At 69.0% G+C, this 22,767-nt stretch carries 18 protein-coding genes and 1 pseudogene; 6 read left to right on the plus strand and 13 right to left on the minus strand.

Annotation, left to right across the window (positions count from 1 at the left end):
- Positions 1–1,216 (minus strand): LLM class flavin-dependent oxidoreductase (locus AC1DJH_RS32540; RefSeq protein ID WP_478188539.1); only part of this gene is annotated, 1,216 nt, incomplete at its 3' end.
- A 275-nt stretch (positions 1,217–1,491) separates the two neighbouring features.
- On the opposite strand from AC1DJH_RS32540, the gene AC1DJH_RS32545 reads away from it, so the two are divergent.
- On the plus strand, positions 1,492–1,767 hold the full coding sequence (locus tag AC1DJH_RS32545; protein WP_478188540.1) for a LysR family transcriptional regulator: 276 nt from the start codon (positions 1,492–1,494) through the stop codon (positions 1,765–1,767).
- A gap of 4 nt (positions 1,768–1,771) precedes the next feature.
- On the opposite strand, the gene AC1DJH_RS32550 is transcribed toward AC1DJH_RS32545, so the two are convergent.
- From AC1DJH_RS32550 to AC1DJH_RS32600, 11 genes and pseudogenes are all read right to left on the minus strand, one after another.
- A complete protein-coding gene (locus tag AC1DJH_RS32550) occupies positions 1,772–3,118 on the minus strand; it encodes an LLM class flavin-dependent oxidoreductase (RefSeq protein WP_472125670.1) in 1,347 nt (448 codons plus the stop codon).
- A 49-nt stretch (positions 3,119–3,167) separates the two neighbouring features.
- Positions 3,168–4,060, minus strand: a pseudogene (locus AC1DJH_RS32555) (ABC transporter ATP-binding protein).
- 25 nt (positions 4,061–4,085) lie between these two features.
- A complete protein-coding gene (locus AC1DJH_RS32560; RefSeq protein ID WP_472125677.1) occupies positions 4,086–4,913 on the minus strand; it encodes an ABC transporter permease in 828 nt (275 codons plus the stop codon).
- The gene (locus AC1DJH_RS32565) at positions 4,910–5,758 is read right to left on the minus strand and encodes an ABC transporter permease (RefSeq protein WP_472125680.1); all 849 of its coding nucleotides are present in this window, start codon (positions 5,756–5,758) and stop codon (positions 4,910–4,912) included. Before AC1DJH_RS32565 ends, AC1DJH_RS32560 begins: the two co-directional genes overlap by 4 nt.
- Positions 5,759–5,807: 49 nt before the next feature.
- A complete protein-coding gene (locus tag AC1DJH_RS32570; protein WP_472125683.1) occupies positions 5,808–6,890 on the minus strand; it encodes an ABC transporter substrate-binding protein in 1,083 nt (360 codons plus the stop codon).
- The gene (locus AC1DJH_RS32575; protein WP_478188541.1) at positions 6,887–8,404 is read right to left on the minus strand and encodes an amidohydrolase family protein; all 1,518 of its coding nucleotides are present in this window, start codon (positions 8,402–8,404) and stop codon (positions 6,887–6,889) included. Before AC1DJH_RS32575 ends, AC1DJH_RS32570 begins: the two co-directional genes overlap by 4 nt.
- A gap of 223 nt (positions 8,405–8,627) precedes the next feature.
- Positions 8,628–9,560, minus strand: a complete 933-nt coding sequence (locus AC1DJH_RS32580) for a CysB family HTH-type transcriptional regulator (protein WP_472125688.1) — start codon at positions 9,558–9,560, stop codon at positions 8,628–8,630.
- Between the two features lie 207 nt (positions 9,561–9,767).
- Positions 9,768–10,730 carry a substrate-binding periplasmic protein gene (locus AC1DJH_RS32585; RefSeq protein WP_472125691.1) on the minus strand — a complete coding sequence of 321 codons (963 nt, stop codon included), beginning with the start codon at positions 10,728–10,730 and terminating at the stop codon, positions 9,768–9,770.
- Positions 10,723–11,550 (minus strand): ABC transporter permease, encoded by an 828-nt coding sequence (locus AC1DJH_RS32590; protein ID WP_472125693.1) that lies wholly within the window; start codon positions 11,548–11,550, stop codon positions 10,723–10,725. Before AC1DJH_RS32590 ends, AC1DJH_RS32585 begins: the two co-directional genes overlap by 8 nt.
- A gap of 154 nt (positions 11,551–11,704) precedes the next feature.
- Positions 11,705–12,514, minus strand: coding sequence for an ABC transporter ATP-binding protein (locus AC1DJH_RS32595; RefSeq protein ID WP_472125696.1), 810 nt, complete (start codon positions 12,512–12,514; stop codon positions 11,705–11,707).
- Positions 12,515–12,518: 4 nt separating this feature from the next.
- Positions 12,519–13,607 carry an ABC transporter substrate-binding protein gene (locus tag AC1DJH_RS32600; RefSeq protein ID WP_472125699.1) on the minus strand — a complete coding sequence of 363 codons (1,089 nt, stop codon included), beginning with the start codon at positions 13,605–13,607 and terminating at the stop codon, positions 12,519–12,521.
- A 332-nt stretch (positions 13,608–13,939) separates the two neighbouring features.
- Here AC1DJH_RS32600 and AC1DJH_RS32605 point away from each other — a divergent pair, with 332 nt between their 5' ends.
- Positions 13,940–15,400, plus strand: a complete 1,461-nt coding sequence (locus AC1DJH_RS32605; protein WP_472125702.1) for a SidA/IucD/PvdA family monooxygenase — start codon at positions 13,940–13,942, stop codon at positions 15,398–15,400.
- Positions 15,401–15,445: 45 nt separating this feature from the next.
- Here AC1DJH_RS32605 and AC1DJH_RS32610 read toward each other — a convergent pair whose 3' ends face one another.
- Positions 15,446–16,468, minus strand: coding sequence for a Bug family tripartite tricarboxylate transporter substrate binding protein (locus AC1DJH_RS32610; RefSeq protein ID WP_472125705.1), 1,023 nt, complete (start codon positions 16,466–16,468; stop codon positions 15,446–15,448).
- A gap of 142 nt (positions 16,469–16,610) precedes the next feature.
- Here AC1DJH_RS32610 and AC1DJH_RS32615 point away from each other — a divergent pair, with 142 nt between their 5' ends.
- The 4 genes from AC1DJH_RS32615 to AC1DJH_RS32630 all read left to right on the plus strand — a co-directional run bounded on the left by AC1DJH_RS32615 (position 16,611) and on the right by AC1DJH_RS32630 (position 22,584).
- On the plus strand, positions 16,611–18,833 hold the full coding sequence (locus tag AC1DJH_RS32615) for a rhodanese-like domain-containing protein (protein ID WP_472125706.1): 2,223 nt from the start codon (positions 16,611–16,613) through the stop codon (positions 18,831–18,833).
- Complete coding sequence (locus AC1DJH_RS32620; RefSeq protein ID WP_472125709.1) at positions 18,830–19,813, plus strand: ABC transporter permease; 984 nt, start codon at positions 18,830–18,832, stop codon at positions 19,811–19,813. The genes AC1DJH_RS32615 and AC1DJH_RS32620 overlap by 4 nt, the downstream gene beginning before the upstream one ends.
- 181 nt (positions 19,814–19,994) lie before the next feature.
- Positions 19,995–20,852 carry an ABC transporter permease gene (locus tag AC1DJH_RS32625; RefSeq protein ID WP_478188542.1) on the plus strand — a complete coding sequence of 286 codons (858 nt, stop codon included), beginning with the start codon at positions 19,995–19,997 and terminating at the stop codon, positions 20,850–20,852.
- Position 20,853: 1 nt separating this feature from the next.
- Positions 20,854–22,584 carry an ABC transporter ATP-binding protein gene (locus AC1DJH_RS32630; protein ID WP_472125714.1) on the plus strand — a complete coding sequence of 577 codons (1,731 nt, stop codon included), beginning with the start codon at positions 20,854–20,856 and terminating at the stop codon, positions 22,582–22,584.
- Positions 22,585–22,767: the final 183 nt, after the last annotated feature.

Below are 22,767 nucleotides of genomic sequence, written 5' to 3' on the forward strand. Positions count from 1 at the left end.
AGTCGTCCAGGCCGCCCGGGAACCAGGGCGACATGATGTTGAAGCCGTCCGCGCCGCCTTCCTCGAACCACTGCTGCAGCTGGTCCGCGATGCTCGACGGCGTGCCCACCACCTGCTGGTGGCCGCGTGCGCCTGCAATGCGCAGGTACAGGTCGCGAATGCTCAGGTTCTCGCGCCGCGCAAGGTCCAGCAGCAGCCGCTGGCGGCTCTTCGGGCCGTTGGTTTCCGGCAGGTCGGGCACCGGCCCGTCGACCGGCAGGTTGGAGAAGTCGAAGCCGCCGATCACGCCCGACAGCAGCGACACGCCGACCACCGGGTGCACCAGGTCCTGCAGCTGCGCGAACTTGTCTTCGGCCTCCGCCTGCGTGCGGCCGACCACCGGAAAGATGCCCGGCATGATCTTCACCGCGTCCGGGTCCCTGCCGTAGGCGACCGCGCGGCCCTTGATGTCGCTGTAGAAACTCTGCGCCTCGTCGAAGGTCTGGTGCGCCACGAAGATCACCTCGGCCGTGCGAGCCGCCAGGTCGCGCCCGGCCTCCGACGCGCCGGCCTGCACCACCACCGGACGCCCCTGCGGCGAGCGCGACACGTTGAGCGGCCCGCGCACCGAAAAGTGCTTGCCCTTGTGGTTGAGCACGTGCAGCTTGTCTTCGTCGAAGTACTGGCCGCTTTGCTTGTCGCGCACGAAGGTGTCGTCCTCCCAGCTGTCCCACAGGCCCGTCACCACGTCGTGGAACTCCGACGCGCGCTCGTAGCGCAGCGCGTGCTCGAAGTGTTCCTCGCGGTTGAAGTTCTGCGCCTCGCCGGTGCCGCTCGACGTGACCAGGTTCCAGCCCGAACGCCCGCCGCTGATCTGATCGAGCGACGCGAACTTGCGCGCCACGTTGAAGGGCTCGTTGAAGCTGGTCGACACGGTGGCGATGAGGCCGATGCGCTCGGTCAGCCCCGCCAGGGCCGACAGCAGCGTCAGCGGCTCGAAATGGTCGCTGCGCGCGGTGCGCGATAGCGAGGGCAGGTTGCTGCTGCGCACCCCCACCGAGTCGGCCAGGAAGACCGCATCGAACTTGGCGGCCTCGGCCTTCTGTGCCAGCTGCACGTAGTGGCGGAAGTTGCTGCCCGCGTCGGCCTGCGCTTCGGGGTGGCGCCAGGCGGCGATGTGGTGGCCCGTCTGCATGAGGAAGGCACCGAGCTTGAATTGTCGGGTCGATGAGGCCATGGCGGAACTGTGCGAGTGAGGGGATCGGGGGCGCAGGTTAGGCGCGATGCCTCGTGCGCGGAAAGAAGGCTTTCGCGTTTGCTTAGGCGCTGCGTGCATGCAGGCTGCAATGTGCGTGCGCGCACGCGCACGCGCACGCGCACGCGCACGCACATAAGCAATAGCGGATTGATTCGTTCTCGGCATGCGCGGTACGCCGTACCGTCGAGTGCTTTCGTTCCTCGTGGCCCTTACCTTGCATCTTCTGTCTCTCATCACCCTTTCGAAAGCCCGCCGTGTTCAGCATTGAGCGGGTCGAAGCGCTGCGCGAAGTGGCGCGCCATGGCAACCTGACGCGCGCTGCTTCGGCCATGGATCTGTCGAAATCCACCGTCAGCAAATACATCACCGAGCTCGAGGCGCAGGTCGGCGTTCAACTGCTGCACCGGAGCACGCGCGTGGTGTTCGTCACCGACGCCGGTCGTCACCTGCTCAAGCGCAGCGTGGCGTTGGTGGACCTGGCCATGCGCATCCAGTCGGAACTCGATGCGCATGGCGCGTCGCAGGCCTGAGCCTTCAGCGCGGCTTCGCTGCCGGGTGCGCCGGCCGCTTCAGCCCCAGGTGCTCGCGCAGCGTGCGGCCCTCGTACTCGGCGCGGAACAGCCCACGCCGGCGCAGCTCCGGCAGCACCAGCGCAATGAAGTCGGTGAGCCCGCCGGGGAGCGTCGGCGCCATGATGTTGTAGCCGTCGGCGCCGTGGTGCACGAAGCGTTCCTCGAGCTGATCGGCGATCTGCTCCGCCGTGCCTACCAATTGCCAATGGCCGCGCGCGCCGGCCACGCGCTGGTAGAGCTGGCGGATCGTGAGGTTCTCGCGCCTCGCCAGGTCGATCATCAGCTGCTGCCGGCTCTTGCTCGCATTGGTCTCGGGCAATGGCGGAATGGGCCCGTCTAGCGGGTACTCCGACAGGTCGAAGCCGCCGGTCAGCCCTGACACCAGCGCCAGCCCGACGACCGGGTCGATCAGCGACTGCAGTTCCTCGAACTTCTCCCTGGCCTCGCTCTCGCTGCGGCCCACCACCGGAAACACGCCCGGCAGGATCTTCAGGTCTTCCGGCGCGCGGCCGTACCTGGCGAGCCGACCTTTGATGTCGGCATAGAACGCCACGGCATCTTCCAGCGTCTGCTGCGCGGTGAACACCGCTTCGGCCGTGCGCGCCGCAAGCTCCCTGCCCGCTTCCGACGACCCCGCCTGCACCACCACCGGATGCCCCTGCGGCGCGCGCGACACGTTCAGCGGCCCCTGCACCGAAAAGTGCTTGCCCTTGTGGTGCAGCACGTGGCGCTTGGCCGGGTCGTAGAAGCGGCCCGAGGCCTTGTCGCGCGCGAAGGCGTCGTCTTCCCAGCTGTTCCACAGGCCGCTGACCACGTCGGCGAATTCGCCGGCACGCTCGTAGCGGTCGGCGTGCGCAAAGTGCGCGTCGCGGTTGAAGTTGCGCGCCTCGTGCTCGCTCGACGAAGTCACCAGGTTCCAGCCAGCACGCCCCGCGGAGATGTGGTCGAGTGACGCGAACTTGCGCGCCACGTGGTACGGCTCGTTGAAACTGGTCGATGCAGTGGCCACCAGGCCGATGCGCTGCGTGACCGCGGCCAGCGCCGACAGCAGTGTGATCGGCTCGAACTGCGCCTGGTAGCTGTGCGCCGTGCGGCTCAGGAAGTCGACGTCGGTGCCGCGCGTGCCCACGCCATCGGCCAGGAAGATCAGGTCGAACTTCGCGGCCTCGGCCGCGCGCGCGAGTTCCACGTAGTGATGGAAGTCGATGCCCGCGTCGGCCTTCGCATCGGGGTGGCGCCAGGCGGCGATGTGGTGGCCGCTGGGGTACAGAAAGGCGCCCAGGCTGAAGGGGCCCTTGCGTTGGGTCATGAAGGTCGGTCCTCGAGAAGAAAGGAAAGGGAAGAAGGGGGTGTGTCGTTCACCAGGCCAGCTGGAGGCCGGCCGGGAGGCCCGGTACCGGCAGGCCGCCTTGGGGCTTGTGCGGCGGCTGAGGCGGCTGAGGCGGCTGTGTGGGGGGGCGAGCCTCGGCGCCGCTGTCGATGAAGTCGCTCAGCACGTCGTCGCGCAACCGGATGAATGCCGGGCGCTGCGGTTGCGTGGGTGCGGCAGGTCCACATCCACCGTGCGGCGAATGCGCCCGGGCGAAGGCTGCATCACCACCACGCGGTCGCCCAGGAACACGGCCTCTTCCACGTCGTGCGTCACCAGCAGCATGGTGATGCGCTCCTTCTGCCAGATGCGCTGCAGCTCGTTCTGCAGCCGCGAGCGCGTGAGCGCGTCGAGCGCGCCGAAGGGTTCGTCCAGCAGCAGCACGCGCGGCCGGTTCACCAGCCCGCGCGCAATGGCCACGCGCTGCGCCATGCCGCCGGAAATCTGGTGGGGCCACGAGCGCTCGAAGCCTTCCAGGCCCACCAGCGCCACATGCGCGGCCACCAGCTCGGCTTTCTCCCGGGCGGTGTACGGCGCATTGCGCAGGCCGACCGCGATGTTCTGCGCCACCGTGAGCCACGGAAACAGCCGGTGGTCCTGGAACACGATGCCACGCTCGCGCCCCGTGCCCGAAATGGGTTGGCCGCCCAGCAATATCTGCCCTTCGTACTGCGTGTCGAGGCCGAGGATGAGCCGCAGCAGCGTCGACTTGCCGCAGCCGCTCGCGCCCACGATGCTCACGAAGCTGCCTTCGCTCACGTGCAGGTCGATGCCTTCGAGCACCTGCAGCTCGCCGCTTTTCGCCTGGTCGTGGGTGTAGCGCTTGCCGAGGCCGCGAATGTCGAGTTCGTTGGAGGTCTGTGGTTTCAGGAGAGTGGTCATGGCGTTACGCGGTGAAGGGAGATCGTCAGGTTGCGCGGCCGGTCCAGCGCGCCAGCCGGCGCTCCAGCGCGCGGGCCGCGGCGTTCATCAGCCAGCCGACGGTGCCGATCACCAACATGCCGAAGATCACCAGGTCCATCTGGAAATGCTCGCTGCCTTCGATCAGCGTGTTGCCGATGCCCTTGCCGGCCACCAGCAGGTATTCGGCGCCGATGGTCGCGAGCCAGGAATAGATGAGCGCGAGGTACACGCCCGTGAAGATCGACGGCAGCGCGGCCGGCAGCACCACCTGCGTGACGGTCTGCCAGCGCGTGAAGCCGTACACCCGCGCCACCTCCAGAAGCCCGGGCGGGACGGTGCGGATGCCGTCGCAGGTGTTCACCACCACCGGCACCAGCGCGGCCAGCGACAGGAACACCACCTTGGCCACGTCGCCCAGCCCGAACCACACCGAGATGAGCGGAATCCACGCGAACAGCGAGATCTGCTTGAAGGTGTTGAAGCTGGGGCCGACGATGCGGTTGAAGAGCGGCGACAACCCCAGCAGCGCACCCAGCAGCAGGCCCGACACGGTGCCGATCACGAAGCCCGTCGCCTCGCGCGCAAGGCTGGCGCTCAGCGCCCGCCACAGCCGACCGGTCACGACCTGGTCGACGGCGGTGTCGAACACCTTGGCCGGCGACACCAGCAGGGCCGAGTTGGCGATGTCCAGCGACGACAGCAGCCACCACAGCGCGATGGCCGCCACCGGCAGCACGAAGCCGCGCCAGCGGCTGCGATCGGCCGGGCGCAGCGGTTGCACGGCGGCCAGCTCCGCCGCGTCCCTGGCACTTTCTCTTGCCGTGCCGCTCATCGCGCGCCTCCGGGCCGGTGCCGATGGGCCGCGGCCTCCAGGCGGTCGAGCAGCCGATCGATGGCATAGCCGATGGCACCCACCACGATCACCGCGGCCATCACCAGGTCGAGCTGGAACAGCTGGCGGCCGTAGACGATGAGGTAGCCCAGCCCTTCGCTCGACGCCACCAGCTCCACCACCACCAGCGACAGCCAGGCCTTGGTGAAGCCCAGCCGCACGCCGGTGAAGAGCGTGGGCACCGCGTGCGGCAGCACGATCTCCAGCACCTGCTGGCGCCGGTTGTAGCCGTACACCTGGCCGACCTCGCGCAGCGCCACCGGCGTCTGGCGAAAGCCCTGCAGCGTGTTGAGCGCCACCGGCACCATCGCGGCCTTGGCGATGAGGATGTACTTCAGCGGCTCGCCGATGCCCACGATCAGCAGCACGAAGGGCAGCCAGGCCAGCACCGGGATCTGCACCAGCGCGTTGAAGCTCGGCAGCACATAGGCCTCGAAGCGCCGCGACAGTCCCATGGCCGCGCCCAGTAACAGCCCGAGCGAGGTGCCGATGGCAAAGCCCACGCCCACGCGCGTGAAACTGGTGCTCACGTGCAGCCACAGGTCGCCGTTGAGGGCCAGGTCGCGCAGCGTCTCCCACACGAACTGCGGCGGGGGCAGCACTTGTGGGGAGATCCACCCTTGCTCGGCGCCGGCGAACCACAGGGCGATGAGGCCGAGGGGCAGGAGCCAGGGGAGCGCGGCGTCGCCGAGTCGGGCGGCGATGCGGCGCCAGGGCAGCGGCGCGCGTGTCGTCGGGGTGTCGTCGCGTTCGAGGACGGCCGACAGTTCGGCTTCGGCGCTCATCGGTGTTGCTCCGTCTCCCGCAAGCGGGAGAGGGGACAAGAAAATGCACTCATTTCGCCGCGACCGATTGACCCGCCTTCGGTTGCCCCTTGGCATCGAAGGCCGTCCAGTAGTTCTCCAGCCCCTGCTTCTTCAACGCCGCCTTCAGGTAGCGCGTGTCGAACCAGTCGTCGACCGACACCTCCCGGCGGATCAGCTTGAGCTTGAGCGCATCGGCCACCACGGCCTTGTAGCGGGCGACGATGAAGTCGTCGACCAGCGGCGAATTGCGCGCGGCCAGCGGCTGCTGGTCGAACTCGGCCGCCCACGAGGTCACCGGCGTTCCGCTGCGCGCCCAGATGCCGAACAGCTCGTCGCGGTTCTTCTCGTCCGACGACCAGCGTGCCGCGCGCACGAACACATCGACCACGCGCTGCACCTCGGCCGGGTTGGCCTGCTCGAACTCGCTGCGCACCAGCAGCGAGGCCTGCCGCGTGAGGGCCGGGTCCTTGCCCTGCGTGGAATACACCACCTTGGCCAGCCCCGCGTCGCGCACCTTGAACCACTCGTAGCCGCCGAAGGCCGCGTCCACGCCGTTGGACACCAGTGCGGCCTGCGCGCTGCCCGCGTCCAGGTTCACGCCCTTGACGTCGCGCTCGGCCAGCCCGCTCGCGGCCAGCACGTTGATGGCGACCAGGTGCCCGTTGGTGCCGCGAAAGATCGACACGTTGCGTCCCTTCAAGTCCTTGACCGACTGGATGTCGGACTTGGGTGGCGTCACCAGGTACAGGTTGTTGCGTGCGCCGCTCACCATCAGCAGCTTGGTCTTCAGCCCATTGGAGCGCCCGACGATCTGCGGCAGGTCGCCCTGGTAGGCGAAGTCGATCTGCTTGTTCGACAGTGCCTCGTTCACCGCCGGGCCCGCGCCCTTGAAGAACAGCCACTCGACCTTGATGCCCGAGGCCTTGAACTCGTCTTCCAGCCAGTTGTTGCTGCGCGCCACGCCGCCGGGCGAGCCGCCGAAGGTGACCGGGTCGCCGCCGCCGGCCGATGCGACGCCGATGCGGATGGTGTCGGGCGCGGCATGGGCCGAAGCGGCAAAAGCCAGCGCGAGCGTTGTGGCCCAGCGCGCAAGACGTGCCGTGCCGTTCATTTCGCTTCCTTCAGCGCGAGCTTGCGGCCCACTTCGGTGCCTTCGAAGAAGCGCGGGTTGGCTTCGGTGTAGAAGCGGTGCGGGTTGCCGAAGACGAAGGCCTTGAAGTCCTCCGCCGAGATCACGCCCTGCTGCACCAGGTCCCAGGTTTCCGCGAGCGGCTCGGTGAACTCGGGCACGTCCCAGTGGCCCACGTCGGACGACCAGATCGCATTGATCTTGGTGCCCAGCGGATTCACCCTGGTGTTGAAGGCCGCAGCCACCGTGCGGTCGTCGGCCTCGGAGCCGAAGTAGAAGTTGTTCACCCATCGGTCGCGGATGTCTTCCACCTTCTCGATGCCGGCCAGCGCGAAGTCGTCGATTTCGGACTCGTTCGGCTCGCGGCTGTGGGGCAGCGCCGAAATGCCCAGGCTGTCGCGCAACAGGTTCGACTTGTCGAGCGTGCGGCCCTTGACGAAGTCGCCGCCGTAGCGCTCGAACAGCGAGGCGAGCAGCTCGATGTCGGCCTCTGCCGGATCGTAGTTGCGCACCGCATGCTTGTTGCGCTTTTCCCAGCGGTCCACCAGGTGCGTGTAGACGTGCGAACCCCAGTCGGCGCCGCCTTCGAGCAGGCCCACGCGCAGGTCCGGAAAGCGCCGCGTCACGCCGCCGAAGAACAGCGCCTTGGCAAAGGCCTGCGAGCCGTCGGCGAAGTGGCCGATGTGGTTGTTCATGTAGTTGCTGATCGACTGCCGCCCGGTCCAGCCCTGGCTGCCGTAGTGCGTGGTCACCGGCACGCCGAGCTCGACCACCTTGGCCCAGAAGGGGTCGTAGTCGTGCTCGCTGTCGATGCCGTAGAAGTCGATGTAGCCGACCTGCTTGGCGATGTCGGGGTGCTCGGCGGCGGGGTACTTCTCGGCAATGGCGCGAATCGGCCGGCGCACGCCACCGGCGATGTTGATCACCTTCAGGCCCAGCGTCTTCACCGCGAACTCCAGCTCCTCGATGCCTTCCTGCGGCGTGTGCAGCGGAATGCCCGCCACCGGCGTCAGGCGGTCGGCGTAGGGGCGGTACTGGTCGGCGTGGAAGTGGTTGATGGCGCGGTGCAGCGGCTGGCGGTATTCGCTGCCGGCTGCGGCGGGCGAGAGCACGTCGTTGGGGAAAAGAATCGAATAGTCCGAGCCCTGCTCGCCCAGGCGCTCATGCAGCAGCGCGGGCAGCGTGTAGGTGGCCAGGTCGTACGTGTTGCGCGTCACGCGGGCCCACCAGGGGGCGCGCAGCGTGCGGTGGAACTGGCGCTCCTCGGCGCTTTGCTGGTACCAGTCCTTGCCGCCGCCGTTGCGCGTGACGAAGCGCCCGCCCAGCGCCTTGCGCAGCGCATCGACCAGCTTGTTGCCGCCGTACTGGGCCACGTAGTCCTCCAGCACGGGGGCGAAGTCGTTGACGTGGACATCCGTGTCGATCACGGGATGGTCGAGGCCGGCCTTGACGGCGGCGGAGCGCGATGCGTGCACGCGGTTCAAACGATCGTTCATCTGTGGGTTCCTCGGTGACCGACTCAGTGGAAGAAGGAACGCCGCAGGCTACGCGCGGCCTGCGCGCTTGCCAAAGAAGGGTTTGGCTGTTGCTTAGGCAAAGCTCGCATTAGGAGAGAACGGGGCGCTCGGGAACCTCGGGATGGCCGCGGCAAGCGCCGCGGTGCATGCATGGCGCGGCTGGTCGGTCGTCGAGGAGCAGCGCAAACCGGCGCTGGGCGCATCAAGGATCGTTCGCGGCCGCGGCCTGCTCGATCACCGCGCGCACCAGCGGCGGTGCGAACGACTCGATGAAGGCATACACATAGCTGCGCAGGTAGCTGCCGCGGCGAACCGCCAGCTTGGTCTGGTTCTCGCCGAAGAGATGGCCCGCGTCGAGCGCGCGCAGCGGCGTGTCGCGGCCGGCGTCGTAGGCGAGGTCGGCCACGATGCCCACGCCCATGCCCAGCGCGACGTAGGTCTTGATGACGTCCGCGTCCATGGCGGCCAGCACGATGTCCGTGGCGAGGCCTTCGCGGGCAAAGGCCTCGTCGATGCGCGAACGCCCGGTCAGCCCGTTGTCGTAGGTGATGAGCGGCCATGCCGCGAGCTGATCGAGCGTGAGGGGCCCCGCGCCCCCCAGCAGCGGATGTCCGATGGGCGCAATGACCACGTGGTTCCAGCACCGACAGGGCAGCACCAGCAGTTGCGGGTAGTCGCTGAGCGCTTCGGTGGCGATGCCCACGTCGACCTCGCCGTCCAGCAGCATCTGCGCCACCTGCTTGGGCGAGCCTTGGTGCAGCTGCAGCGTGACCCCCGGAAACCTGCTGCGAAACGCCTGCACCGCGGCGGGCAGCGCATAGCGTGCCTGCGAATGCGTGGTGGCCAGCGACAGCACGCCTTGCTGTTGCGACAGGAAGCTCTGCCCCGCCTCGCGCAGGTTTCGGCTTTCGGCGAGCACGCGCTCGATGATCGGCAGCAGGTGGTCGCCGGGCGGCGTGAGTCCGGTGAGCCGCTTGCCCGAACGCACGAAGAGCTCGATGCCGAGTTCCTGCTCCAGGTCACGAATCTGTCGGCTCACGCCGGACTGGGATGCCCGCAGCGTCTGCGCCGCCTCGGTCAGGTTGAAGCCGCTTCGAACGGTCTCCCGCACGGAGCGCAGTTGCTGGAAGTTCATGGACAGGTAGGAGCGGAGTCTGCGTTGTCTCTGTGGGGCGCGGCAGTGTGAACCTGCATCGGCCTGCGAGTGTGGGTTGCGCACGCGCTCGCGGCCAAAGAAGAAATGCGGCTATGGATATGCGCTCGTGGGCATCGGTATCGGGGCGCTGTTGTTCAGGGCGCCCTGAACGACAGCGCCCGGAACAACAGCACCGCTGCCATCCACTCAGGAGTGGCAGACCAGCCCGTCCTTGAGCAACGTGATCTCGAACTGCAGGTTGCCCGCGCGCGCGCTGCGCGCCTTGGCAAGGGTGCCGTCGGCACGCCATCGGCGCAGCGCCGTCGCCAGGTAGTCGCGCGACAGCGCATCGCCCTCGGCCAGCCGAACCGATGCGTCGCTGCGCGATTGCAGGCCCTGCGCCAGCGGCTTGTAGAAGCGCCACTCCTCGTTGCGCATCAGCCGTTCCAGCACCTCGCCGTCTTCGGCCAGGGCCGCGCATTCGCCCGCCATGAAGGCCGAGGCCGCATGCACCGACGACGGGTAGCTGCGCGGCTGTGCGCCGTAGCGTTGTGCCACCGCACCCGCATAGCCGGAGCCTTCGCCCACGCAGACCGACGCGCCGCGCAGCGCGGCCTCGTCCTGCAGACGGCCGTGCCGTAACGCCACCACGAGACCGCGGCCCGTGTCGTAGCTGCCCGGTGCCGCGGCAATGCCCTGCTGGCGCACCTCGTCGGCCGCCACCCCAGCCATCAACAGGTCGATGCGCCCTTCGCGCAAGGCGGCTTCCCGCTCGTCGGGTGCCAGGCCGACCAGCCTGAGCTTCACGCCCAGCGCGTCGGCCAACTGGCGCGCCAGCGTGGCGTCGAAGGCGTCGGGTTCGGGCGGGGTGGGCGCCTCCGGCGGGGCGGGGCGCGGATAGCGGCGCACGCCGACGACCAGTTCGCCGCGTGCCACTGCGCGGTTCAGCACCGGGCCCTTGGGCATGTCGGCCAGCGGCGGCGTGGTGTCCAGCAGCCGCAGCCACGTCAGCGATGCGGGCAGGCGCGCGTCGGTGGGGTCCACGAACGCCCACGAGCCGCCGATGCTGCCCAGTGCCGTGAGGGCCGACAGGGCCAACGTCACCGCCAGCACCGTGCCGGTCGCGGCGCGCGTGCGGCTGTGCAGGCCAGCGTGCTTGCGTTCATTCATCGAGGCTCAACCCCACGCGCCAGCGCAGCAGGCGGCGCTCCAGCAGCGCCAGCAGGTAGTTCAGCAGCAGGCCCAGCACCGCCAGCATCAGGATGCCCGCGTACATGGTCGGGATCTGGAAGGTCTCCTGCGAGTTCAGCGTGAGAAAGCCCAGGCCCGAATGCGCGCCGATCATCTCGGCCGCCACCAGCGCGGTGATGCTGTAGGCGCCGGCCAGGCGCACGCCCGTGAAGATCGACGGCAGCGAGGCCGGGAGCACCACCTTGAAGAAGAGGAAGCGGCGCGACGCGCCCATCGACAGGGCCGAGTTCACCAGCAGCCGGTCGACCTGCTTCACGCCGCTCACCGTGCTCAGCAGCACCGGCCAGAACGAAGCCCAGAAGATGATCGCCACCTTCGACAGCTCGCCGATGCCCAGGAACAGGATGAACACCGGAAACAGTGCGAAGGCCGAGGTCTGGCGAAACAGCTGCAGCACCGGATCGACGACGGCCGCCAGCCGCTTGAAGCCACCGACCAGCAGGCCCAGCACCACGCCCGCGCTGCTGGCGAGCACCAGCCCCCACAGCGAGCGCTGCAGGCTGGCCGCCACGTGTTTCCACAGATGGCCGTTGTCGAGCAACTGCCCTATGGCGGCCAGCACCGCCGACGGCGGGCTCAGGTAGGCGTCGCTCACGATGCCCAGGCGCGGCAGCGCTTCCCACAGCAGCAGGAACAGCACGATGCCGATGCTGCGTTCGGCCCAGCGGAGCGCGCCGCGGGCAAACTTGAGGAGGCGGCTGGGCGGGCTGACCGCTGGGGCGTCGAGCACGGCGCTCATTGCATGACCTCTGTGGTCGGCTGTCGCTCCCTCCCCCTCTGGGGGAGGGCTGGGGTGGGGGCAAGCGGCGTATCAAGCGGCAGCGGCGTTGCAACGGCCGCGTGCCCCCATCCCGGCCTTCCCCCAGGGGGGGAAGGAGAAAATCCGAACGCGCTCATGACGCCACCCCTTCCGGCAACCGCGGCCGCAACCCAACCTGCACTTCATCCTTCAACACCTCCCACGCCTGCTGCCGCAGCGCCGCGAACTCCGCCGTGTGGCGCAGCTCCGCGGAGCGCGGCCGCGCGAGCGGGATGTCGATGATGTCCTTGATGCGCCCGGGCCGCTGCGTCATCACAGCCACCCGGTCCGACAGGTACACCGCCTCTTCCAGGCTGTGCGTGATGAACACGATGGTCTTTCGGTGCTGCTCCCAGATGCGCAGCAGCTCGCCCTGCAGCACCTCGCGCGTCTGCGCGTCCAGTGCGGCGAAGGGCTCGTCCATCAGCAGCACGTTGGGCTCGTAGGCGAGCGAGCGCGCAATGGCCACGCGCTGCTTCATGCCGCCGGAAATCTCGTGCGGGTAGCGCTCGCCGAAGCCGTGCAGGCCCACCAGCTCCAGGTACTCCTGCGCGGTGCGGCGGCGCGCCGACTTGCCCATGCCGCGGATCTCCAGCCCCACGGCGATGTTGTCGAGCACCGACAGCCACGGAAAGAGCGCATAGCCCTGGAACACCACGCCCTGGTTGCGGTTGATGCCGGCAATGGCCTGCCCGTCGATGGCGATATAGCCGCCGGTGCGTTCGGTCAGCCCGGCCAGGATGCCCAGGAAGGTCGACTTGCCGCAGCCCGAGGGGCCGAGCACCGAGAGGAACTCGCCCTCGCGCACCTCGAGGTCGAAGCCCTCGAGCACGCGCACGCGTTCACTGGCGCCGCGCGCCGCGTAGTCCATCCGCACACCGCGGGCGCTGATCTTGATGCTCATCGGGTCAGGTCTTCGGGGGCTGCGGCTGTTGCTGCTGCGCGTAGGGGTTGAACTCGTTGGTGTAGACCTCCTTCACGGAGACCTTGCCGGCCGCGATCTTTCCTTCGGACTGCAGGATGTCGACGTAGTACTGGATCGGCGGCTCGGTCACCACCAGGTCCTCCACGTAGGCGTAGCGGTCCACGTTCTTCAGGTCCATGTTGATGCGCTTGGCCACCAGCTTGCGTGCCTCTTCCGGGTTGGCGTTGACCCAGTTGCCGGCCTTCGCCAGCGCGGTGACCACGTCGCGCACCGACTCGGGATGCTCGCGGATGAACTTGCCGTGCGCGCTGTAAGGCGCCATGCCGCCCAGGCCGCCGTCGAGGTCGAAGTCGCTCCACAGGCGCAGCAGCTGGTCGGCGTTCTCGGCGCGGCCCGAGAAGGGCGCGTGGATGATGGCCAGGTCGGTGTTGCGCGTCACCAGCGTCTGCTCGGCTTGCTCGTCCGGGATGACCACGAAGTTGATCTTGTTCACGTCCACGTTGTGCTGGCGCAGGTACTTCTTGGTGACGAACTCGGCGCAGGCGCCGAAGCTGTTGAAGCCGACGGTCTTGCCTTCGAGGTCCTTGGGCGTGCGAATGCCCGAGTCCTTGCGCACGAAGTACTTCATGTGCGGCGCCTCCTGCAGCGTCTTGCCGCCTGCGGCCACCACCTTGAGGTCGGCGCCCGAGGCGATGGCCGAGATGACGAGCGGCACCATGCGGCTGCCGAAGTCGATCTCGCCCGTGCCCACCAGCGGAATGATCTGCGGCGCAGCGATCTTGCCGACGTACTGCGGGCGCGTGTTGGTGCCCTCGAAGTAGCCGAGCTGGTCGGCCAGGTAGATCAGGTCGAACGAGGGGTTGTCTGGGTACTTGAAGGCAACCTTCTCGCCGGTCTTCTTCACCACCGCCGGGCCGCTGGAAGCAGCGCTCTTGTCGTCGCCGCGCGAGCAGCCGGCAAGCCCCAGGCCGCCGAGACCGCCGATGGCCGTCAGCGACGCGAGCGTCTTGAGCGCCAGGCGCCTGGAAGGGATGGCGCGGTCGGGGAGGGCAAGGGGCTGCTCGATGGGCATGGTGGCGCGCTCCGGCACGGGAGCGTTCGATGGGTTGGGAAGCAGGCATCGTAGAAAGCGCCTCGCACGCCATCAACGAAGAAAACCGCGCATGAATATGCGGTGCGGTGCGGTGCGGTGCCAGCGTGTGCGCGTGCATCGAAGCCAAAGAATGAAAGCGAATCAGCGTATGCGATTTACGTGCTTTGGCTTGCGCGCCGCGTCGCCAAGAATGGCAGCTCTTGCCTTCGAGGGTGAGTGTCTCCTGGTCGCCGGAAAGCGGCGACGGTTCGCGGGCCCTTCGGGGCCCGCACTTTTCCTTGCAGCCAACTTCCAGCCGATCAGGCCAGTCCATGACATCTGCGTCGCCTTCGAACCAAGACCATTTCGCGCACGAAGCACTGCGCCTGCTCGGCCCCGCGCCCGCCAACTGGGTGCCGGCGCATGAAGGCGTGGACCACAACGTGCTCATCGTCGGCAGCGGCCAAAGCGGGAGCGCGTTCGCCTTCGCGCTGCGGCGCGCCGGCATCGGCGGTGTGAGCGTGATCGACGCGGCCGGCGGCGCGGGCCAGGCGGGCGTGTGGCTCACGCGCGCGCGCATGCACAAGCTGCGCACGCTCAAGAACCTGGTCGGGCCCGAAGGCCCGGTGTCGGCGCTGGGCTTCCAGGCCTGGTACGAATCGCGGCACGGGCAGGAGGCCTATGCGGCCATCGACCGCATCGGCCGCACCGATTGGGCCGAGTACCTCGACTGGTTTCGCGGCGTGACCGGCACTACCGTGCGCTACGGCACGCGGCTGGTGCGCTTCGAGCCCGTGCAGGGCGGCGCGGTGCCGCATTTCAGGCTGCACCTCGAAGTGGACGGCGTCGAGCGCGTGGAGACCGCGCGCAAGCTGATCTTCGCCAACGGCGTGGCCGGCAGCGGCGCGCCCTTCATTCCCGACCTGCTGTCGAGCGCGGTGAGCCAGGGCCTTGCGGCCCACACCGGCCAAGCGATCGACTTCAAGGCGCTGTCGGGCAAGACCGTCGCGGTGGTCGGCGGCGCCGCATCGGCCTTCGACGCGGCCGCGGTGGCGCTGGAGAGCGGCGCCGCCGCCGTGCACCTGTTCGCGCGGCGCGACCGCATCGCCGCCACGCCGGTGGCGCGGGTGCGCGGCTACCCCGGCTTCTACGACAACTACCTGTCGCTGCCCGACGCCACGCGCTGGCACCACGCGTCGCGTTATCGCCGGCTGGGCACCACGCCGCCGCCGGACTCGGTGCAGCGCGTGCTGAAATTTCCCAACTTCCACCTGCACCTGGGCGCGCCATGGCAAGGGGCGCAGGTGCAGGGCGCCCAGGTGGTGGCCTCGGTGCATGACGAGCGTTTTCACTTCGACTTCGTGATCGCGGGCACCGGCTACACGCACGAACTCTCGCAACGGCCCGAGCTGGCCGGCATCGCCGACCTGGTGCTGCGCTGGCGCGACCGCTTCCAGCCGGGCGCCGACGAGCGCGACGACGAACTGGGCGCGGCGCCTTACCTGGGTGCCGGGCTCGAATACATCGAGAAGACGCCGGGCACCGCGCCCTGGCTGCGCGACATCCACACCTACAACCCGGGCGGCTTCGCCAGCACCGGCCTGCCGCTGGGCGACGTGCCGAGCATCCGCGGGTATGTGCCTGCCGTGGTGCGCCGCATCAGCCAAGACCTGCTGCACACCGACCTGGCCTTGCACGAGGCCCGCACGCGGGCCGATGTGCCGGCGGACTTCGGCGAAGCGTTCTACGCCAGCGCCCTCTGGCAGGGCGGCGCGCAACGGCTCGCGGCCTGAGCGTCGAAGAAGCCCCGTCCCTGTGCCGCTTCGGCGCGCAGGGTGTCAGCGCAGCGTGATGCCCGCCGTCTGGATGGTCTTCGCGTAGCGCACGCGCTCGCCCGCGAGCGTGCGGGCCATGTCCGCGGGCGTGCCGCCGGCCACCTTGAAGCCCATGTCCTCGAGCTTTGCGCGGGTCTCGGGCGCGGAAATCACGGCCTCGATGTCGCGGTTGATCTTTGCCACCACCGCGGCCGGCGTGCCTGCGGGCGCGAAGTAGCCCTGCCAGCTCTCCACCGAGAAGCCGGGCAGGCCGGCCTCGGCCATCGTCGGCACGTCGGGCAGGGCGGCGGACCGGTACGGGGTGGTCACGGCCAGCGCGCGCAGCTTGCCGGCGCGCACGTGGTCGGTCACGGCAGCCAGCGTGATCAGCGTGGCGTCCACGTGGCCAGCCAGCACGTCGAGCGTGGCCGGCCCACCGCCCGAATAGGGGATGTAGTTGACCTGCGCGCCGGTGTCCTGCGCGATCATTTCGTGCGCCACGTGGGCGATGCCGCCATTGCCGGGCAGGCCCAGGCTGATCGACTGCGGTTTCGCCTTGGCGCGCGCCAGATAGGCGCGAAAGTCGTTGATGCCGGTCTTGGGGTTCACCACCAATATCTGCGGGTTCACCACGGCCTTGATGACCGGCGTGAAGGCCTTCTGCCCGTCGTAGGGCAGGCGGTCGAAAAGAATGCCGTTGAGCGTCAGGCCTTCGCCCTGCTGCAGCAGCGTGTAGCCGTCGGCGGGCGCCTTGGCCACGCGCGCCGCGCCGATGGTGCCGCTGGCGCCGGCCAGGTTCTCGACCACCACCGACTGGCCCCAGCGTTCGGTCAGGCCCTGCGCAATGAGCCGTGTGAGCTTGTCGGCGCTGCCGCCGGCGGCCACGGGCACCACGATGTGCACCGGCTTCGAAGGGAAACCGGCCGCGTCGTCGGCAGCATGCGCCAGGGTGGTGAAGGCACCGAAACCGCTGAAGGCGAGGGCCGATGTGACCAGCGCGCCCAGCATGGCGCGGCGCGGGGCAAGAAAGGGGGAGTGTGTGTTCATGTGGCGGCCAATCTAGGAGCCGCACCGGCCGTTTCCAACGAAGCAAACCGGATATGCGTAGACGAAAAAGTTCGTTGGGCGCGCGCGGCGGCCGGCTTAGCCTGAACGTCGAATTGCCTTTGCCGTCCCCAGAAAGTCCCCCATGAGCCTCACCGACCTCCCCGTGGAAACCGCGGGCAACGACATTGCCAGCGCGCGTGCGCGCGCCATCGACGCCTTTCTGGCCCAGGCGCGCGGCCTGCTCGCCGGCACCGCGGACAAGCAGGCCCTGCAGGCCGTGGCCGATGCACTGATTGCGCTCGGCCAGCAGAAGTCGCTGTTCCCGGCCGACCATTTCCCCCTCGACGCGGCCCGCCCCGCGCAGGTCTACCGCCTGGCGGAAGACGCCGACGGCGGTTTCGCGCTGTACCTGTCGGCCGGCCTGGCAGGCAAGGCCCAGCCGCCGCATGACCACACGACCTGGGCGGTGATTGCCGGCGTGGAGGGCAACGAGCGCAACGTGCTCTACCGCCGCGAGAAAACCGCCGATGCGGCGCGCGACACGCTGGTGCAGACCTGCACCGTCGACGTGGCCGCCGGCAGCGCCGTGGTGCTGCTGCCGGACGACGTGCACACCATCGAGCTCATCGGCGGCCAGGACGGCCGCCATCTGCACTTCTACGGCCGTGCGCTGCAACTGCTCGACCGGCGCGTGGTGTTCGAAGGCACCGAGGGCGGGAGCTTCCGCCACTTCGCGCCGCCGAAGAACATCCGCCATCCGGCGGTCACGCCCCAGGCGCTGAAGGCCGCGCTGCAGGACGGCGAAGAGATCGCGCTGCTCGACGTGCGCGAGACCGGCGTCTTCGTGCGCAGCCACATCCTGCTGGCCGCCTCGGCGCCGTTGTGGCGGCTGGAAGTGCAGATCGACCGCCTGGTGCCGCGCCGCGGCACCCGCATCGTGCTGGCCGACGCCGACGAGTCGCTCGCCCACGAGGCCGCCGCCAAGCTGGTGCGCCTGGGCTGGCGCAATGTGTCGGTGCTGGCGGGCGGCACCGAAGGCTGGGCCGCCGCAGGCTACGAGCTCTTCAGCGGCAGCAACGTGCCGAGCAAGGCCTTCGGCGAGGTCATCGAGCACCAGAAGCACACGCCGTGGATCTCGGTGGACGAGCTGCATGAACGCGTGGAGCGTGGCGACGACATCGTGGTGGTCGACAGCCGCACGCCCGAGGAATTCGCCGACTTCAGCCTGCCCTTCGCGCACAGCCTGCCGGGCGCCGAGCTGGTCTACCGCATCCAGGAACTCGCGCCCCGGCCCGAGACGCTGGTGGTGGTGAACTGCGCCGGGCGCACGCGCAGCATCGTGGGCGCGCAGACCCTCATCGACGCGGGCATTCCCAACAAGGTGGTGTCGCTCAAGGACGGCACCATGGCCTGGCTGCTGGCGGGGCGCCAGCTGTCCCACGGCCGCGCCGCGCCGCTGCCCGAGCCGGGCGAGGCCACGCGCCAGAGCGCCCGCGCGCGCGCCGAAGACGTGGCGGCCCGCGCCGGCGTGCGCCGCATCGACGCGGCCACGCTCGCGCGCTTCGAGGCCGAGGCCGACGAGCGCTCGCTCTACCGCTTCGACGTGCGCACCCGCCAGGAATACGAGGCCGGCCATCTCGAAGGCTGGCGCTGGGCGCCGGGCGGCCAGCTGGTGCAGGCCACCGACGAATACGTGGGCACGCGGCGTGCGCGCATCGTGCTGGCCGACTGGGACGGCGTGCGCGCGCTGACCACCGGCGCATGGCTCGCGCAACTGGGCGGGCACGAGGTGTTCGTGCTGTCGCCGCCCGCTCTGCCGGTGCTGGTGCTCGGGCCCGAACCCGTGCGCGTGCTGGCGCTGCGTGCCTTCACCCCCGACATCGCGCCGCACGAGGCGGCAGCAGCGCTGGAGGCCGGCACCGCGGTGGCGTTCGACGTGGAGCGCCGCTCGGCCTTCGAACGCCGTCACGTGGCGGGTGCGCGCTTCGCGGTGCCCGACCGGCTGCAGGAGTTCATCGCCGACCTGCCCGCCTCGCAGGTCATCGTGCTCACCTCGTCCGACGGCGTGCTCGCGCGCACCGTGGCGGCCGAACTGGCGCAGCGCACCGGGCGCACGGTGCGCGCCATCGCGGGCGGTACCCAAGCCTGGGCGGCCGCGCGCCTGCCCACCGCCACCGGCCCCGAAGGCGTGTTGACCGGCGACGACGATCAGTGGTACAGCCCCTATGCGCATGCCGACCTGGCCAAGCGGGATGCCGGCTTCCAGCAGTACCTCGACTGGGAAATCGGCCTCGTGGCGCAACTGGAGCGCGAGGGCGACATGGGCATCCGCCTGGTCGCGCCGAGCGAGACGGTGGCGTCATGAACCTGCGCAGCGCAAGCCGCACGCTGGTGCGCACAGCATGGCAGGCCGTGCCGACCGTCATCGGCGTGATCCTTCTCAACTTCCTGCTGATGCAGTGGATTCCGGGGGACGCCGCCGATGTGGTGGCGGCCGAGTCGGGCTCGGCAACCGCGGAGAGCATGGCGCAGCTGCGCACGCACTTCGGGCTCGACCTGCCCGTGCTGCACCAGCTGGGCGCCTACCTGAACAACCTGGCGCATTTCAGCCTCGGCGTTTCGCCGCGCTACAACATGCCGGTGACCTCGCTCATCGGCGCGCGGCTGGGCAACACGCTGCTGCTGATGACGACGGCGCTCGCGTTCGCGCTGGCCATCGGCATCGCGGCGGGCACGGTCATGGCCACGCGCGTGGGCCGCTGGCAGGACCGCACGCTCTCGGTGCTGGCGCTGCTGCTGTATTCCACGCCGGGCTTCTGGCTGGGCCTGATGGCCATCGTGCTGTTCTCGGTGCACCTGGGCTGGCTGCCCACCGGCGGCAGCGAGAGCATCGGCGCGGGCTACACCGGCTGGACGCACGCGCTCGACGTGGCGCGGCACCTGGTGCTGCCGGCGCTGGCCATGGCCGGCTTCTACATCGCCATCTTCTCGCGGCTCACGCGCGCCGCGATGCTCGAGGTGGCGCGCCAGGACTTCGTGCGCACGGCCGAGGCCAAGGGCCTGCACCCGTGGACGGTCAACCTGCGCCACATCCTGCGCAACGCGCTGATTCCGGTCACCACGGTGGCCGGCATGCACTTCGGCACGCTGCTGGGCGGCGCGGTGGTGGTCGAGACGGTGTTCAGCTGGCCCGGCCTCGGGCGGCTGGCCTTCGACTCGGTGGCGGGGCGCGACTACACCGTGCTGCTGGGCGTGCTGCTGATGTCGTCGCTGCTGGTCATCGTGGCCAACATGCTGGTCGACCTGCTGCACGCGTGGCTGGACCCGCGCATCCAGGTGCGCTGAGCGCGCCTGCCGTTTCCCTCTTCCGAATTCCGGGCTTTCAAAGCTTTCGATGTCCACACCTTTCACACTCGATTCCGCGTTGGCCAATCCGCCGGCACACCCGCCGGCGCCGCCTGCCACCCGCCGCCCTGAACCACCTCCTGGACCTGTCGCGCCGGTTGTCCCTGTCGCCAAGGCCGCCGTGGATGCGAAGCCGGTCTCCAGCCGCCACGCCGCGTTGCGCGCCTTCCTGCGCAACCCTGCCGCCGTGGCGGGCGTGGTGCTGCTCGTGTTCATGCTCATCCTGGCGCTGCTCGCACCGTGGCTCTACCCGGGCGACCCGCTCGACATGGTCGCGCCGCCGCTGCTGTGGCCGGGCCAGGACGGGGCCTATCCGCTGGGCAGCGATTCGCTGGGCCGCGACGTCATTGCCGGCATTGCGCACGGCGCGCGCGTGTCGCTCGCGGTGGGCGTGGTGGCCGCCGTGCTGAGCCTGGTGATCGGCGTGCTCGTGGGCGCCACGGCCGGTTACTTCGGCGGCCGCATCGACGACGTGCTGGTGCGCATCACCGAACTGTTCCAGACCATGCCGTCGTTCCTGTTCGTGATCGTGGTGGTGGCCATCGGCCAGCCCTCGGTGCCGGTGATCGTGTTCGCCATCGGCCTGGCGTCGTGGCCGGTGATCGCGCGGCTGGTGCGGGCGGAGTTCCGTGCGCTGCGCGAGACCGAGTTCGGGCTGGCCGCCCGCAGCCAGGGCTTCAGCCATGCACGCATCATCTTCCAGGAGATGCTGCCCAATGCGTTGCCGCCGGTGATCGTGACCACCTCGGTGCTGGTGGCGAGCGCCATCCTCATCGAGTCGGCGCTGTCCTTCCTGGGCATGGGCGACCCGAACGCGGTGTCGTGGGGCAGCATGATCGGGCAGGGCCGCGAGCTGCTGCGCACGGCGTGGTACCTCACGGCGTTGCCGGGTGCGGCGATCGTTTTGACGGTGCTGGCGCTCAACCTGGTGGGTGACGGCCTCAACGATGCGTTCAACCCCCGTTTGAGGGGGCGTTGAGATGACGCTCGAACAAGTCAACCCTACGTCACCGCTGCTCGACGTGCGCGAGCTGGACGTTTTCTTCCACGGATCGAACGGCCCCATCCAGGCCGTTCGCGGGCTCGACCTGACATTGCAGCGCGGCGAAACGCTGGCACTGGTCGGCGAGTCGGGCTGCGGCAAGTCGACCACCGCGCTCGCGCTGCTGCGCCTGCTCGCGCCCGGCGCCGTGCTGCGGGGCAACATCCACTTCGACGGGCGCGACATCCTCGCGCTGTCGCCGGCCGAGCTGCGCGAAGTGCGCGGCCGCGAGATCGCGATGATCTTCCAGGAGCCGATGACCTCGCTGAACCCGGTGCACACCATCGGCGCGCAGATCGAGGAGACCCTGCGCCGGCACGAAAAACTGTCGGCCCTTGCGGCCCGCAAGCGCGCCATCGAACTGCTCGACCTCGTGCGAATTCCCGAGCCGCACCAGCGCATTGACGACCATCCGCACAACCTGTCGGGCGGCCAGCGCCAGCGCGTGATGATCGCGATGGCCGTGGCCTGCAAGCCGCGGCTGCTGGTGGCCGACGAGCCCACCACCGCGCTGGACGTGACCATCCAGGCGCAGATTCTCGAGCTGCTGGACGGCCTGCGCCGCGAGCTCGACATGGCGCTGCTGCTCATCACGCACGACCTCGGGCTGGTCGCCCAATGGGCCGATCGCGTGGCGGTGATGTACGGCGGAGAGAAGGTCGAGGAGGCGCCTACGTCGAAGCTCTTCGCCGCGCCGTCGCATGCCTACACCCGGGGGCTGCTCGGCGCGTCGTTGCATGCCGGCAGCTCGCTGCACTACGCCGATGCGCGGTTGCCGGAGATTCAGACGCGCCTCGACCCTCTGACCGGCGTGCGCGGCTTTGCGTTGCACGTACCGGCGCCGCGTTCGACCGTGCGTGCCTTGCCGGTGCGTGCGGCGGCGGGTGAACCTTTGCTGTCGGTGCAGGAACTGCGCACTGACTATCCGCAGCGCGGAGGAGGCGTGCTGCATGCGGTGGACGGGGTGTCCTTCGACATCCGTGCAGGTGAAACCGTGGGGCTCGTTGGCGAATCAGGCTGCGGCAAATCGACGCTTTCGCGGACGTTGCTGCGGCTGGTGAATCCGACGTCGGGCCGCATCGTGTTCGATGGCATCGACATTGCGCCGCTGTCCGAGAAGGCTCTCAAGCCTTGGCGGCGCCGCGTGCAGATGGTGTTCCAGGATCCGTACGCATCGCTGAACCCGCGGCGCAGCGTGTTCGACATCATCGAGCCGGTGCTGAAGGTGCACGGCGTGTCGGAGCGGGCGGAGCGGCACAACCGCATCGCGGCGATTCTGGAGCGGGTGGGGTTGCCGGCGGATGCGGGGCGGCGCTTTCCCAACGAGTTCTCGGGGGGGCAACGCCAGCGCATCGGCATCGCTCGTGCGCTGGTGCTGCGGCCTTCGCTGGTGGTGCTCGACGAGCCGGTGTCGGCGCTCGATGTGTCGGTGCAGGCGCAGATCCTGAACCTGCTGGTCGAGCTGAAGGAGGATTTCGGGTTGTCGTATCTCTTTATCTCTCACGATCTTTCTGTGGTTCGCTATATCGCCGATCGTGTGATGGTGATGAACAAGGGGCAGATCGTGGAGACGGGCAGCCATCGGGATATATGGGATCGGCCGCAGCATCCGTATACGCGCAGCTTGATTGCTGCTGTGCCGGGGGCGGAGCAGCGGAAGGCTGCTTGAGCTTCCTGGCTTCGTTGGCTCTTTGGGGGGTGTCGGCCGGGACTCGCCCCGGCGGGCGACTTACTTTCTTTTGCTTCGCCAAAAGAAAGTAAGCAAAGAAAAGGCGACCCCACTGTCTGCGACCCCTTCGCTGCGCTACGGGGCAACCTGCGGTGCTCGCGTTTCGCGGGGTCTCGCAGAACT

Source organism: Variovorax sp. 10N412, from assembly GCF_056394985.1.

Excerpts from the sequence above, each read along its gene's own strand:
- AC1DJH_RS32615 (WP_472125706.1), top strand. The coding sequence starts at position 16,611 with ATGAGCCTCACCGACCTCCCCGTGGAAACCGCGGGCAACGACATTGCC.
- AC1DJH_RS32560 (WP_472125677.1), bottom strand. The coding sequence starts at position 4,913 with ATGAGCGGCACGGCAAGAGAAAGTGCCAGGGACGCGGCGGAGCTGGCC.
- AC1DJH_RS32610 (WP_472125705.1), bottom strand. The coding sequence starts at position 16,468 with ATGAACACACACTCCCCCTTTCTTGCCCCGCGCCGCGCCATGCTGGGC.
- AC1DJH_RS32570 (WP_472125683.1), bottom strand. The coding sequence starts at position 6,890 with ATGAACGGCACGGCACGTCTTGCGCGCTGGGCCACAACGCTCGCGCTG.
- AC1DJH_RS32565 (WP_472125680.1), bottom strand. The coding sequence starts at position 5,758 with ATGAGCGCCGAAGCCGAACTGTCGGCCGTCCTCGAACGCGACGACACC.
- AC1DJH_RS32585 (WP_472125691.1), bottom strand. The coding sequence starts at position 10,730 with ATGAATGAACGCAAGCACGCTGGCCTGCACAGCCGCACGCGCGCCGCG.
- AC1DJH_RS32580 (WP_472125688.1), bottom strand. The coding sequence starts at position 9,560 with ATGAACTTCCAGCAACTGCGCTCCGTGCGGGAGACCGTTCGAAGCGGC.
- AC1DJH_RS32575 (WP_478188541.1), bottom strand. The coding sequence starts at position 8,404 with ATGAACGATCGTTTGAACCGCGTGCACGCATCGCGCTCCGCCGCCGTC.
- AC1DJH_RS32620 (WP_472125709.1), top strand. The coding sequence starts at position 18,830 with ATGAACCTGCGCAGCGCAAGCCGCACGCTGGTGCGCACAGCATGGCAG.
- AC1DJH_RS32600 (WP_472125699.1), bottom strand. The coding sequence starts at position 13,607 with ATGCCCATCGAGCAGCCCCTTGCCCTCCCCGACCGCGCCATCCCTTCC.
- AC1DJH_RS32590 (WP_472125693.1), bottom strand. The coding sequence starts at position 11,550 with ATGAGCGCCGTGCTCGACGCCCCAGCGGTCAGCCCGCCCAGCCGCCTC.
- AC1DJH_RS32595 (WP_472125696.1), bottom strand. The coding sequence starts at position 12,514 with ATGAGCATCAAGATCAGCGCCCGCGGTGTGCGGATGGACTACGCGGCG.
- AC1DJH_RS32605 (WP_472125702.1), top strand. The coding sequence starts at position 13,940 with ATGACATCTGCGTCGCCTTCGAACCAAGACCATTTCGCGCACGAAGCA.
- AC1DJH_RS32630 (WP_472125714.1), top strand. The coding sequence starts at position 20,854 with ATGACGCTCGAACAAGTCAACCCTACGTCACCGCTGCTCGACGTGCGC.
- AC1DJH_RS32550 (WP_472125670.1), bottom strand. The coding sequence starts at position 3,118 with ATGACCCAACGCAAGGGCCCCTTCAGCCTGGGCGCCTTTCTGTACCCC.